Origin of the sequence: Enterobacter cloacae complex sp. S1, assembly GCF_014930525.1 — a bacterium.
Lineage (GTDB): Bacteria > Pseudomonadota > Gammaproteobacteria > Enterobacterales > Enterobacteriaceae > Enterobacter > Enterobacter hormaechei_C.
The window spans coordinates 59,552-73,250 of sequence record NZ_JADBRE010000004.1; the positions used below are offsets into that span (position 1 = coordinate 59,552).

Below are 13,699 nucleotides of genomic sequence, written 5' to 3' on the forward strand. Positions count from 1 at the left end.
TGAAAAAAACCATCAGAACATAAGGAAAAGTAATTACGTACAGGGTGAATGAAATCTCGGTAATCGTGATTATTTATTCAAGCAGATAAAGGCCGTCCAGGGCGATTGATCCAGGTCATCGCCGACAGAGGCTAAAAATGGCAGGCTTGTCCCCTTTCTTCGGGACGGCCTATCAGATTATGCAGTTACAGAAATTAGTCAATATGTTTGGTGGGGATCTTTTGCAGCGCTATGGGCAAAAGGTTCACAAACTGACGCTGCACGGCGGCTTTAGCTGCCCGAACCGCGATGGCACCATCGGGCGTGGTGGCTGCACTTTCTGTAACGTGGCCTCGTTTGCTGACGAGGCCCAGCAGCATAAATCTATCGCTGAACAGCTCGCCCATCAGGCGAGTCTGGTGAATCGCGCGAAGCAGTATCTGGCCTATTTCCAGGCCTACACCAGCACGTGGGCTGAGGTGCAGGTGCTGCGCTCGATGTATCAGCAGGCGGTTGCTCAAGCGAACATTGTCGGGCTGTGCGTGGGGACGCGTCCGGACTGCGTGCCGGAGGCCGTGCTGGATTTACTTAGTGAGTACAAAGAGAAGGGCTACGAGATCTGGCTGGAGCTGGGCTTGCAGACCGCGCATGACAAAACCCTGCACCGTATCAATCGCGGGCATGATTTCGCCTGCTACCAGCGCACCACGCGTCTCGCCCGTGAGCGTGGATTAAAAGTCTGCTCGCATCTGATTGTCGGCTTGCCAGGAGAAGGGCAGCAGCACGGGCTGGAAACGCTGGAAAAAGTCGTCGAGACCGGCGTGGATGGCATTAAGCTGCATCCGCTGCATATCGTGAAGGGCAGCATAATGGCGAAAGCCTGGGAAGCGGGGCGGTTAAGTGGTATCGAACTCGACGACTATACGGTGACGGCGGGGGAGATGATTCGCCACACGCCTCCGGAGATTGTTTACCACCGCATCTCGGCCAGCGCCCGCCGCCCAACGCTTCTGGCACCGCTCTGGTGTGAGAACCGCTGGATGGGGATGCTGGAAATCGACCGCTATCTACAGGAGAACGGCGTACAGGGGTCGGCGCTTGGCCGCCCGTGGGTTCCCCCGCTACCGGCGACGGCCGCCTAGCAGACTTCCCAGCATGCCGCGTACTATCTGGTTGGTAATCTGACGCGTCGCGCTTTTTGCCATGGTCTGAACCACGCCATCGCGTTTGCCGCCGCGTGGCCCGGTGCTACCGAACAGAATATCTTTCAGCCCGCCGAGAATGCCGTCGTCCACGGCAACAGATTGCCCTTTTGCGGCAGGGGCATCCTGCGATTCGGCAGTCGCCTGCACCCCTTTTTGCAGCATCTCGAACGCGGATTCGCGATCCATCTCGTCTTCATACTTCCCGTACACCGGGGAGTGATTAATCAGGCCGTTGCGTTCATCGTCCGTTACCGGCCCCATGCGCGAGCAGGGCGCAATCACCATCGCACGCTCGACAACTGTCGGGCTGCCTTTTGCATCGAGGAACGAAATCAGCGCTTCACCGGTACCCAGCGCCTGAATGGCGGTTTCGGTATCAAAGGCCGGATTGGCGCGCATGGTTTGCGCCGCGGCTTTCACCGCTTTCTGATCTTTCGGGGTAAAGGCGCGCAGGGCGTGCTGCACGCGGTTACCCAACTGCCCCAGTACGTTGTCCGGAATATCCGACGGGTTTTGCGACACAAACCAGACCCCGACGCCTTTGGAGCGGATCAGGCGGATAACCTGTTCAATTTTATCCAGCAGCACCTGCGGCGCGTCGTTAAACAACAGATGCGCTTCGTCAAAGAAGAACACCAGTTTGGGTTTTTCCAGATCGCCTGCTTCCGGCAGTTGTTCGTACAGTTCAGAGAGCATCCACAGCAGGCTGGCGGCGTAAAGCTTCGGCATCTGGTAGAGCTTCTCTGCGCTCAGAATGTTGATGATGCCTTTGCCGCTGCTGTCGGTACGCATCCAGTCTTTGATATCCAGCATTGGCTCGCCGAAGAAGTGTTCGGCACCCTGTTGCTCCAGCGTCAGGAGCCCGCGCTGAATGGCGCCCACCGAGGCGCTGCTGATATTGCCGTACTGGTTCTGGAAGGATTTGGCGTTATCGCCAATGTACTGGGTGATGGCGCGCAGATCTTTGAAGTCGAGCAGCAGTAGCCCCTGATCGTCGGCGATACGGAAGATAATGTTCAGTACCCCGGACTGCACGTCGTTGAGGTTAAGCAGACGGGCCAGCAGCAGCGGGCCGAGGTCGGAGACGGTGGCACGCACCGGATGCCCTTTTTCGCCGAAGATATCCCAGGCCACCACCGGATTACCGTGCGGCGTCCAGTCCGTGATGCCGATACTTTTCAGGCGCTCAAGCAGTTTTTCTGACGCTGCACCTTCCTGAGCCACCCCGGTTAAATCGCCCTTCACGTCAGCCATAAAAACCGGCACGCCAGTCTCTGACAACGACTCAGCCAGCTTTTGCAGGGTAACGGTTTTCCCCGTCCCGGTCGCGCCGGTGATCAGGCCATGACGGTTCGCCATCGCGGGCAGTAAAAACAGCTCTTTTTCCAGCGTCCTGGCGATTAACAATGGTGTACTCATGATGCATGTCCTCTCGTAGTCCTGGGTGGAGTATAGGCAACCTGACGGCAAAATGTCTGCGTAAATTCCTCACTTTGCGGCGCATTATCCAGTGCGGACTATGCTTTTGCATACGGTAAACAAAATTTTGGGAAACTATGTCCAGATTCTTTTTTAACGACCGCAAACAGCTTGTCAACGATGCCATTGAAGGCATACTTCTCTCCGCGCCGCACGGTAATCTCGTCAAACTGGATATCGATCCGGCCATCCGCGTGGTGGCTCGCGGCGACTGGGATAAAAGCCGCGTGGCGGTGATCTCCGGTGGCGGCTCCGGCCATGAACCGGCACATGCCGGGTTCGTCGGTAAAGGCATGCTTACCGCAGCGGTATGTGGCGATCTGTTCGCTTCCCCAAGCGTGGATGCGGTCCTCAATGCCATTGTGGCGGTGACGGGCGATCGTGGCTGCCTGCTGATTGTGAAAAACTACACCGGTGACCGGCTTAACTTTGGCCTGGCGGCGGAAAAAGCCAAACGCTACGGCCTGAAGGTCGAGATGGTTATCGTGGCGGATGATATCGCCCTACCGGATAACAAGCAGCCGCGTGGTATCGCGGGAACGGCGCTGGTGCATAAGATTGCGGGATATGCGGCAGAACAGGGGAAATCGCTAAACGACGTGCGGGATATTGCACAACAGGCCTGCGATAACCTCTGGAGCCTGGGGGTTGCGATGCAAACCTGTAACCTGCCGGGTAGCGATGATGAAGAAGGGCGCATCAGGCAAGGCCACGTGGAGCTGGGGCTGGGGATTCACGGCGAGCCGGGGGCATCGGTGGTGGATACGCAAAACAGCAGAGCGATTATCGATACGCTGGTGACGCCGCTAAAAGCCCAGGCGGGTGACGGGCGCTTTGCGGTGCTGATCAACAACCTCGGCGGCGTGTCAGCGCTGGAGATGGCTCTGCTCACCAAAGAGCTGGCGCATTCGGCGTTGAAAGAGAACATTGCGTATCTGATTGGCCCGGCGCCGCTGATGAGTGCGCTGGATATGAAAGGCTTTTCGCTAACGCTGTTAAAGCTCAACGATTTCTTCGAGAAGGCGATTCACGCCGAGGTCGAGACGCTGGGCTGGCAGAAGCCCGTCGCGTTCGCGCCCCTGCGTACCGTCCCCCATAGCGCCCTTCATGATCGCGTGGAATATACCCCGTCGGACAATCCGCAGGTGAGCGAGGCCGTCGCCTCGGTAACGAAAACATTGATCCAGCTGGAAAATCGCCTTAACGCGCTGGATGCCAAAGTAGGCGATGGCGATACGGGCTCCACCTTTGCGCAAGGGGCGCGGGATATTGCGCAGCGACTTGAGGAGAACAACCTGCCCCTTAACGACGTGCCGACATTACTCCTGCTGGTGGGGGAGCGGCTGGCAACGGTGATGGGCGGATCGAGTGGGGTGTTGATGTCGATCTTCTTCACGGCGGCAGGACAAAAGCTTCACGATGGACAGTCGCTACCTGAAGCATTGCTGAGCGGACTGGCGCAGATGAAGCAGTATGGCGGTGCAGATCTCGGCGATCGTACGCTGATCGATGCCCTGCAACCGGCGCTGGAGGCGTTACAGAAAGGCAATATTCAGGCGGCAGCGCAGGCCGCGCAGCAAGGGGCTGAAGCAACGGCGAAAATGGCGAAAGCCGGCGCGGGACGCTCGTCGTACGTGAATAAAGAGAATCTGGACGGGGTGATGGATCCGGGGGCGGTCGCGGTGGCGGAAGTGTTTAAGACCATGGTAGATGCAAAACGGTAACAACCGTTACCGTTTTTAGTGTTTGCGCCCTCTCCCTGTGGGAGAGGGTTGGGGTGAGGGCATCAGGCCGCACATTCCCCGGCAATCTCACATCAGAAATCCGCTTTCAACACCACGCGGTAGCGGGCTTTGCCGTCGCGCACGTGCTGGATCGCTTCGTTGATTTTTGACATCGGATACAGTTCGGTGGTCGGTGCCACTTTTGTGCGTCCGGCAAACTTCATCAGCTTGCGCAGCTCGTACGGTGTACCGGTCGCGGAGCCTGACACGCTGCGATCCCCGCCGATCAGGGTAAACGCCGGAACCGGCAGCGGCTTCATCACCGCACCCACGGTGTGGAAGTTACCGCCGTAGGCCAGGGCTTCAAAGTACGGCTGCCAGTCAAGATCGACGTTCACGGTGTTGATGATCAGGTCAAACTGGCCTGCCAGAGCGGTGAGCGCCTGGGGATCGCGACTGTTCACCACTTTATCCGCACCCATCGCCAGCACTTCCTGCTCTTTCGCCGGGTTAGAGCTAAACGCCGTGACTTCACAGCCCATCGCGTGCAGCAGCTTGATGGCGATATGGCCCAGACCGCCAATCCCGATCACGCCCACGCGGCTGGTGGCGGTGACGTGATGCATCAGCAGCGGTTTAAAGACGGTGATACCGCCACACAGCAGCGGACCGGCGGATTCGATATCAATGCTGTCCGGCAGCGGGATAACCCATTGCCAGTCGGCGCGCAGCTTATCGGCGAAACCGCCCTTGTTCAGGATGGTCGGCGTTGCGCCCTCAAGGCAGTTTATCTGGTTGCCGCTGATACAGGCGTCGCAGTGGCCGCAGCTGCGTGCCGTCCAGCCGATACCCACGCGCTGGCCCACTTTCAGCCCTTTGTCCTGCGCGGCGCTGCCGAGCGCCACGACGCGGCCAATGACTTCGTGCCCGGCCACCAGCGGATAGCTGGAGAAGCCCCATTCATTGTCGATCATCGAGAGATCTGAGTGGCAGATCCCGCAGTAATCAACCTGTACTTCGACGTCTTCCGCTTTTAGTTCGCCCGCATCGTACTCGTACAGCTCAAGTTCTGCACCCGCCTGCGGTGCGGCGTAGCTTTTTATCTTCGACATCGCATTTCCCCTGTTTTGGTGTGAACTGTGAGTGTAGAGCATTCAGTTTACAGACGCTTAACAGAAGACGGCAGGAACAAAACTTACAGACTTTTCAGCATCCTGACTTCGCAGTCCACGTGGCCCGTGCAGCCCAGTGGCGCATCGATATGCTCAAAGCCGAGATGTTCATACAGGCCAATGGCCTCTTTAAGGAAAGCGGTGGTTTCAAGGTAGCAACGTTTAAAGCCCTGTGAGCGTGCATGTTCCAGGGCAACCAGCGCCAGCTTTTTCGCCAGGCCTTGTCCGCGTATCGTTGGCAGGAAATACATTTTCTGGAGTTCACAGATATCCGGCTCGCTGCAAAGCAGCGGGGCAATGCCGCCGCCGCCCACGACCTGGCCGTCCTGCTCGATGACCCAGTAGGCATGGCCCGGCTGGCTGTACAGCTGAAAAAGTTCGTCCAGATTTGGGTCGGCCACGGTGTAGCCTTTGTCGGCGGTCAGGCCATATTCGGCAGAAACCGTGCGGATAACGGTGGCGATAGCCGGGTTGTCCTGCTCAGTGATCCGACGCATTGTCGTCGCGACGGGGGTAATCACGCTCATAGCATTACTCATGACAAAAATTGACACACAACTGCTGTTAATAGCACCGCAGAAAGGGGAGTGCAAGCGAGGAGTTTTCAGGAAGGATACCCCTTACGCCCTGAAGCGTAAGGGGTAAAAGCATTACAGCGCCGCGATAACCGCCTGCTGCTCGATCAGTTTGATCTTCGCATCGGCGAAGGCAACCAGACGCTCACGCTCTTTGGCGATGACCGCTTCCGGCGCGCGGGCCACAAAGCCCTCGTTCGCCAGTTTGCTTTCGATTTTGCCAATTTCCACGTCGACTTTCGCCACTTCTTTCGCCAGACGCGCCAGCTCCGCATCTTTGTCGATCAGGCCCGCCATCGGGATCAGCAGCTCCGCGCCGTCGATGATTTTGGTCACGGAAACCGGACCTTTGTCATCGGCAGGCAGCACGGTGATGCTTTCCAGACGCGCCATGGTTTTCAGGAAGGTGTTGTTCTCGGTGACGCGACGAACGGCAGCTTCGCTGCAACCGCGCAGCAGCAGCTCCAGTGGTTTACCCGGAGCGATGTTCATTTCCGCGCGGATGTTACGTACCGCAACGATCGCCTGCTTCAGCCACTCGGTATCCGCAGACGCGGCTTCATCCACTTTCGCGGCGTCGAATGCCGGGAACGGCTGGAGCATGATGGTATCGGCATTAATACCGGCAATCACCTTCACGCGCTGCCAGATGGTTTCGGTGATGAACGGAATGATCGGGTGCGCAAGGCGCAGCAGACCTTCCAGAACGGTAATCAGCGTATTACGCGTGCCGCGCAGTTCCGCTTCAGAACCGCCGTTCATGACCGGCTTCGCCAGCTCCAGGTACCAGTCGCAGAACTGGTTCCAGGTGAATTCGTACAGGATGCCTGCCGCGATGTCGAAGCGGTAGCTGTCCAGCGCGTCGCGGAATGCTTTCACCGTCTGGTTAAATTCCGCCAGGATCCAGCGGTCTGCCAGAGACAGGGTCATTTCGCCGCCGTTAAAGCCGCAATCCTGATCTTCGGTGTTCATCAGCACGAAGCGGCTGGCGTTCCACAGCTTGTTACAGAAGTTACGGTAACCTTCCAGACGCTTCATATCCCAGTTGATGTCACGACCGGTGGAGGCCAGCGCCGCCAGGGTGAAGCGCAGGGCGTCGGTACCGTGAGATTCGATCCCGTTCGGGAACTGCTTCTCGGTACGCTTGCGGATTTTCTCTGCCAGCTGCGGCTGCATCATGTTGCCGGTACGTTTTTCCAGCAGCTCTTCCAGAGAGATACCGTCCACCATATCCAGCGGGTCGATAACGTTACCCTTGGATTTGGACATCTTCTGGCCTTCGTCGTCGCGGATCAGGCCGGTCATGTAGACGGTATGGAACGGAACCTGCGGCTTGCCGTCTTCGTCTTTGATGAAGTGCATGGTCATCATGATCATGCGGGCAATCCAGAAGAAGATGATGTCGAAGCCGGAGACCATCACGCTGGTTGGGTGGAACTGACGCAGCGCGTCGGTGTTTTCCGGCCAGCCGAGGGTGGAGAAGGTCCACAGTGCGGAGGAGAACCAGGTATCCAGCACGTCTTCGTCCTGGCGCAGGGCAACGTCAGCGCCCAGGTTGTTTTCCTGACGCACTTCCTCTTCGGTGCGGCCAACGTAGACATTGCCTTCGTTGTCGTACCACGCCGGGATACGGTGACCCCACCACAGCTGACGGGAAATACACCAGTCCTGAATATCGCGCATCCAGGAGAAGTACATGTTTTCGTACTGCTTCGGCACGAACTGAATGCTGCCGTTCTCAACCGCTTCCACAGCCGGTTTCGCCAGCACGTCGGCACGCACGTACCACTGGTCGGTCAGCATTGGCTCGATAACCACGCCGCCACGGTCGCCGTACGGCACGGTCAGATCGTGAGGTTTAATCTCTTCCAGCAGGCCGAGTGCGTCAACGGCGGCTACGATGGCTTTACGCGCGGCAAAGCGCTCCAGCTTCTGGAACTCAGCCGGGATGTCGCTGGAATAAACGTCGGATTCGTTGCCTTTGGTGTCATACACTTCTGCGCTTTCGCGGATATCGCCGTCGAAGGTCAGAATGTTGATCATCGGAAGTTGATGACGACGACCGACTTCATAGTCGTTGAAGTCATGCGCCGGGGTGATTTTCACGCAGCCGGTGCCTTTTTCCATGTCGGCGTGTTCGTCGCCCACAATCGGAATACGGCGGTTCACCAGCGGCAGCACCACGAATTTGCCGATCAGATCTTTATAACGCGGATCTTCCGGGTTAACGGCCACGCCGGTATCGCCCAGCAGGGTTTCCGGACGGGTGGTCGCCACCACCAGGTAATCTTTACCGTCGGCGGTTTTTGCGCCGTCGGCCAGCGGATAGCGGATGTGCCACATGGAGCCTTTAGACTCGCGGTTTTCCACTTCCAGGTCAGAGATGGCGGTGCGCAGTTTCGGGTCCCAGTTGACCAGGCGCTTGCCACGATAAATCAGGTCTTCTTTGTACAGGCGCACAAAGACTTCTTTCACGGCGTTGGACAGGCCTTCGTCCATGGTGAAGCGCTCGCGCTCCCAATCTACGGAGTTGCCGAGACGGCGCATCTGACGGGTAATGGTGCCGCCGGATTCTGCCTTCCACTGCCAGATTTTGTCGATGAACGCGTCGCGACCGTAGTCGTGGCGGGTTTTACCCTCTTCAGCGGCAATTTTACGCTCAACCACCATCTGGGTCGCGATACCCGCGTGGTCAGTCCCCGCCTGCCACAGGGTATTTTTGCCCTGCATGCGCTGGTAGCGGATCATGGTATCCATGATGGTCTGCTGGAAAGCATGCCCCATATGCAAACTGCCGGTGACGTTCGGCGGCGGGATCATGATGCAGAAGGACTCTTTGCTTTCGTCGCCGTTAGGCTTGAAATAGCCCTGCTGTTCCCAGTGCTCGTAAAGCGGCTGTTCGATATCGCGTGGGTTATATGTCTTTTCCATTATTTCCAGGTTGCCGTATTCAGGTTAAAACCGGCCAGGCGGTACGCTTTGTAGCGTTCGCGCGCCAGTTGTTTCAAGGATTCTTCGTAAGGGACAAAGTCTACCACTTCTGTGAAAGCGGTGGCAAAATCTGCAAAGTCTGTCCGCAGGCTAATGAGAATGTCGCGCGCGCTGCTGTTGCGTTTTTGCGGCCAGGCAATCTCCACCGGTGCCCCGCCGCGTGGACCTTCGCCCGACAGGTTATGCGGAACAAAACTCTCCGGCGGGCGCGCCCATAGCGCTTCATCCAGGCGAATCGCCTGCTGCTCATCTTCACAGGCAATCAGGACGCGTTTACCTGCGCGCCAACGTTCTGCGGCAATTTCACACACCAGCTGTTCAACGGCGCTGAGGCCATCCTGATGGGTGTCATTGTCCAGAAGGTAGAACGTTGCATTCTTCATATATGGGGCTTCTTGTCGTGGATTTAAATGCAAAGCCGGGTGGCGCTTCGCTTACCCGGCCTACGGTTGAGTGGCGTGTAGGCCGGGTAAGGCGTAGCCGCCACCCGGCGTTTTACATCACTCGTCGCCGTTAAAACCCGCACGATTGAGCAGGAACTGCGACAGCAGCGCCACCGGACGTCCGGTCGCGCCTTTGGCTTTACCGGAGCGCCATGCGGTCCCCGCGATGTCCAGGTGCGCCCAGTTGTACTTGCGGGTAAAGCGCGCCAGGAAGCAGCCCGCGGTAATTGCTCCGCCAGGACGACCGCCGATGTTCGCCATGTCTGCGAAGTTAGACTCCAGCTGTTCCTGGAACTCGTCCCCCAGCGGCAGACGCCACGCGCGGTCGCCGGCCTGCTCGGACGCGCCGATCAGCTCATGCGCCAGCGGGTTGTGGTTCGACATCAGGCCGGTGATGTGGTGGCCCAGCGCAATCACGCAGGCGCCGGTCAGCGTTGCCACGTCGATCACCGCTTCAGGTTCGAAGCGCTCAACGTAGGTCAGCACGTCGCACAGCACCAGACGGCCTTCGGCGTCGGTGTTCAGCACCTCAACGGTCTGGCCGGACATGGTGGTCAGCACATCACCCGGACGATAAGCGCGGCCGCCAGGCATGTTTTCGCAGCCCGCCAGCACGCCGATCACGTTGATGGGCAACTGAAGTTCCGCGACCATGCGCATGACGCCGTAAACCGCCGCCGCGCCGCACATGTCGTATTTCATCTCATCCATGCCTTCTGAAGGCTTGATGGAGATACCGCCGGAGTCGAAGGTCAGCCCTTTACCGACGAGCACGATGGGACGCGCATCTTCAGACGGATTACCCTTGTACTCAATGACCGACATCAGGGATTCGTTCTGGGAACCGTTACCGACCGCCAGATAAGAGTGCATCCCCAGCTCTTTCATCTGCTGTTCGCCGATAACGCGGGTGATGACGTTCTTGCTGTAAGCGTCAGCCAGCTGGCGCGCCTGAGATGCCAGGTACGCGGCGTTACAGATGTTTGGCGGCATATTGCCAAGATCTTTTGCCGCTTTAATACCGGCGGCAATGGCCAGACCGTGCTGAATGGCGCGCTCGCCGCTGGTCAGCTCGCGACGGGTCGGCACGTTAAAGACCATTTTACGCAGCGGGCGACGCGGCTCGCTTTTGGTGGTCTTCAGCTGATCAAAGCTGTAGAGGCTCTCTTTTGCGGTTTCGACGGCCTGGCGCACTTTCCAGTACGTGTTGCGGCCCTTAACGTGCAGCTCCGTCAGGAAGCAGACGGCTTCCATCGAACCAGTATCATTCAGTGTATTAATGGTTTTCTGAATAACCTGCTTGTACTGGCGCTCATCAAGCTCACGTTCTTTACCACAGCCAATCAGCAGAATACGCTCGGACAGGACGTTCGGAACATGGTGCAGCAACAAGGTCTGCCCTGGTTTGCCTTCCAGTTCGCCACGGCGCAGCAGGGCGCTGATATAACCGTCGCTGATTTTATCGAGTTGCTCGGCGATCGGGGAGAGTCGGCGTGGTTCAAAGACGCCCACAACGATGCAGGCACTCCGCTGTTTCTCCGGGCTACCGCTTTTTACACTGAACTCCATGCACTACGCTCCTGAATCTTAAAGACAACGGCGGCGGCTACGGATAGAATTGAAACCTTTCGTAACTCATGTCCGCCGTTGTGGTGACTTCGTGTTAATCTTACGTTACTACGGTTTCGACACGTCAATAAATGTCATGAAGCGCGAATCCGCCGGGTTTTTTAATCTTAGCGATGATTTCGACGACTCAAGAGAATAAATGACGTTTAAGCCATGAAACAAGCTAAATTCCTGCATAAGACGAGTTTTAACGGGCGTATTTAAAGTGATAATCATAAGATATCTGGTTCGGGAGACGCTGAAGAGCCAACTGGCGATCCTCTTTATCCTCCTTCTGATCTTTTTCTGTCAGAAGCTGGTCAGGATCCTCGGCGCGGCGGTTGATGGCGAAATCCCAACGAATCTGGTGCTTTCCCTGCTCGGGCTTGGCGTGCCGGAAATGGCGCAGCTTATCCTGCCGTTAAGCCTGTTCCTTGGTCTGCTGATGACCCTGGGTAAGCTCTATACCGAAAGTGAAATCACCGTGATGCATGCCTGCGGCCTCAGTAAAGCCGTACTGGTAAAAGCAGCCATGGTGCTGGCGCTGTTTACGGGCATTGTTGCCGCGGTTAACGTCATGTGGGCGGGGCCGACCTCCTCTCGTCATCAGGATGAGGTGCTGGCGGAAGCAAAAGCTAACCCGGGGCTGGCGGCGCTGGCGCAGGGGCAGTTCCAGCAGGCTACCGACGGTAACTCCGTGCTGTTTATCGAAAGCGTTGATGGCAACCGCTTCAATGACGTGTTTCTTGCTCAACTGCGCCCGAAAGGTAACGCCCGGCCTTCTGTGGTGGTGGCGGACTCCGGTCAGCTGTCTCAGCGTAAAGACGGCTCTCAGGTTGTCACGCTGAACAAAGGAACGCGTTTCGAAGGCACGGCTATGCTGCGCGACTTCCGTATTACCGATTTTCAGAACTACCAGGCCATCATTGGCCATCAGGCCGTCGCGCTCGATCCCACGGATACTGAGCAGATGGATATGCGCACCTTAATGAATACCGATACCGATCGTGCGCGTGCTGAACTGCACTGGCGTATCACGCTGGTCTTCACCGTATTTATGATGGCGCTGATGGTGGTTCCGCTGAGCGTGGTAAACCCGCGCCAGGGCCGCGTGCTGTCGATGCTGCCAGCGATGCTGCTGTATCTGGTGTTCTTCCTGCTGCAAACCTCAATCAAGTCTAACGGCGGGAAAGGAAAAATTGACCCGATGATCTGGACCTGGGTCGTGAATGGTTTGTATCTGCTGCTGGCAGTCGGACTCAACTTGTGGGACACGGTGCCTGTGCGTCGTCTTCGTGCCCGGTTTACGCGTAAAGGAGCCATCTAATGCAGGCGTTTGGCGTACTTGACCGCTATATCGGTAAAACGATTTTCACCACCATCATGATGACCCTGTTCATGCTGGTGTCGCTCTCGGGCATTATCAAATTTGTCGACCAGCTGAAAAAAGCCGGGCAGGGGAGTTACGACGCGTTGGGCGCCGGGATGTATACCCTGCTCAGCGTACCAAAAGATGTGCAGATCTTCTTCCCGATGGCGGCCCTGCTGGGGGCGCTGCTGGGCCTGGGGATGCTGGCTCAGCGTAGCGAGCTGGTGGTGATGCAGGCATCGGGTTTTACCCGTATGCAGGTTGCGCTGTCGGTGATGAAAACCGCGATCCCGCTGGTGCTGTTGACCATGGCGATTGGCGAATGGGTCGCGCCGCAGGGCGAACAGATGGCGCGTAACTACCGTGCTCAGGCTATGTACGGTGGTTCACTGCTCTCCACGCAGCAGGGATTATGGGCGAAAGATGGTCAGAACTTTGTCTATATCGAACGCGTGAAAGGGGACGATGAACTGGGCGGCGTGAGTATCTATGCCTTCAATAACGATCGTCGTTTACAGTCGGTGCGTTATGCCGCCTCCGCTAAATTTGATGCGAACAACAAGCTTTGGCGGTTATCCCAGGTTGATGAATCTGACCTGACGAACCCGAAACAGATCACCGGTTCGCAGACCGTTAGCGGTACCTGGAAAACCAACCTGACGCCGGACAAGCTTGGGGTGGTAGCGCTCGATCCCGATGCGCTCTCCATCAGCGGTCTGCATAATTACGTGAAGTATCTGAAATCGAGCGGACAGGATGCGGGGCGTTACCAGCTCAACATGTGGAGCAAAATCTTCCAGCCGCTGTCCGTGGCCGTGATGATGCTGATGGCGCTATCGTTCATCTTTGGACCGCTGCGTAGCGTGCCGATGGGGGTTCGCGTTGTAACCGGTATCAGCTTTGGTTTTGTGTTCTACGTCCTCGATCAGATTTTCGGTCCGCTGACGCTGGTGTATGGCATTCCGCCAATTATCGGCGCACTGTTGCCGAGCGCCAGTTTCTTCCTGATCAGCCTCTGGATGCTGCTAAAACGCTCCTGATAAACCTTCTTCCTCGCTCCCGGTTGCCCGGGGGCGAGGCTAATCTCCTGTTTCACCCCGCACTTTTTCTCACAACCTTCAACGCCTCGCCGTGAATTTGAGTATTATTGAGCG

Annotated in this window: 10 protein-coding genes; 4 read left to right on the forward strand and 6 right to left on the reverse strand. The window is 57.3% G+C overall.

Annotation, left to right across the window (positions count from 1 at the left end; genetic code table 11):
- Nucleotides 1-179: 179 nt before the first annotated feature.
- The gene (locus IM290_RS02740; protein ID WP_123249619.1) at nucleotides 180-1,121 is read left to right on the forward strand and encodes a TIGR01212 family radical SAM protein; all 942 of its coding nucleotides are present in this window, start codon (nucleotides 180-182) and stop codon (nucleotides 1,119-1,121) included.
- On the opposite strand, the gene IM290_RS02745 is transcribed toward IM290_RS02740, so the two are convergent.
- Complete coding sequence (locus IM290_RS02745; RefSeq protein WP_193041841.1) at nucleotides 1,101-2,603, reverse strand: helicase HerA-like C-terminal domain-containing protein; 1,503 nt, start codon at nucleotides 2,601-2,603, stop codon at nucleotides 1,101-1,103. The genes IM290_RS02740 and IM290_RS02745 overlap by 21 nt on opposite strands.
- 137 nt (nucleotides 2,604-2,740) lie before the next feature.
- Here IM290_RS02745 and IM290_RS02750 point away from each other — a divergent pair, with 137 nt between their 5' ends.
- Nucleotides 2,741-4,387: a dihydroxyacetone kinase subunit DhaK gene (locus IM290_RS02750; RefSeq protein ID WP_193041842.1), complete on the forward strand. Its 1,647-nt coding sequence runs from the start codon at nucleotides 2,741-2,743 to the stop codon at nucleotides 4,385-4,387.
- Nucleotides 4,388-4,479: 92 nt separating this feature from the next.
- Here IM290_RS02750 and IM290_RS02755 read toward each other — a convergent pair whose 3' ends face one another.
- The 5 genes from IM290_RS02755 to pepA form a co-directional block, all read right to left on the reverse strand.
- Nucleotides 4,480-5,499, reverse strand: a complete 1,020-nt coding sequence (locus tag IM290_RS02755) for an NAD(P)-dependent alcohol dehydrogenase (protein WP_017382725.1) — start codon at nucleotides 5,497-5,499, stop codon at nucleotides 4,480-4,482.
- Between the two features lie 83 nt (nucleotides 5,500-5,582).
- Nucleotides 5,583-6,086, reverse strand: coding sequence for a GNAT family N-acetyltransferase (locus IM290_RS02760; RefSeq protein ID WP_193041843.1), 504 nt, complete (start codon nucleotides 6,084-6,086; stop codon nucleotides 5,583-5,585).
- A gap of 123 nt (nucleotides 6,087-6,209) precedes the next feature.
- The gene (locus IM290_RS02765) at nucleotides 6,210-9,065 is read right to left on the reverse strand and encodes a valine--tRNA ligase (RefSeq protein ID WP_193041844.1); all 2,856 of its coding nucleotides are present in this window, start codon (nucleotides 9,063-9,065) and stop codon (nucleotides 6,210-6,212) included.
- Nucleotides 9,065-9,508 carry a DNA polymerase III subunit chi gene (gene holC, locus IM290_RS02770; RefSeq protein ID WP_003861884.1) on the reverse strand — a complete coding sequence of 148 codons (444 nt, stop codon included), beginning with the start codon at nucleotides 9,506-9,508 and terminating at the stop codon, nucleotides 9,065-9,067. The genes IM290_RS02765 and holC overlap by 1 nt, the downstream gene beginning before the upstream one ends.
- Nucleotides 9,509-9,625: 117 nt before the next feature.
- A complete protein-coding gene (gene pepA / locus IM290_RS02775) occupies nucleotides 9,626-11,137 on the reverse strand; it encodes a leucyl aminopeptidase (protein WP_003861882.1) in 1,512 nt (503 codons plus the stop codon).
- A gap of 265 nt (nucleotides 11,138-11,402) precedes the next feature.
- Here pepA and lptF point away from each other — a divergent pair, with 265 nt between their 5' ends.
- Nucleotides 11,403-12,503 carry an LPS export ABC transporter permease LptF gene (gene lptF / locus IM290_RS02780; protein WP_003861881.1) on the forward strand — a complete coding sequence of 367 codons (1,101 nt, stop codon included), beginning with the start codon at nucleotides 11,403-11,405 and terminating at the stop codon, nucleotides 12,501-12,503.
- A complete protein-coding gene (lptG, locus tag IM290_RS02785) occupies nucleotides 12,503-13,585 on the forward strand; it encodes an LPS export ABC transporter permease LptG (protein ID WP_001147540.1) in 1,083 nt (360 codons plus the stop codon). Before lptF ends, lptG begins: the two co-directional genes overlap by 1 nt.
- Nucleotides 13,586-13,699 lie beyond the last annotated feature (114 nt).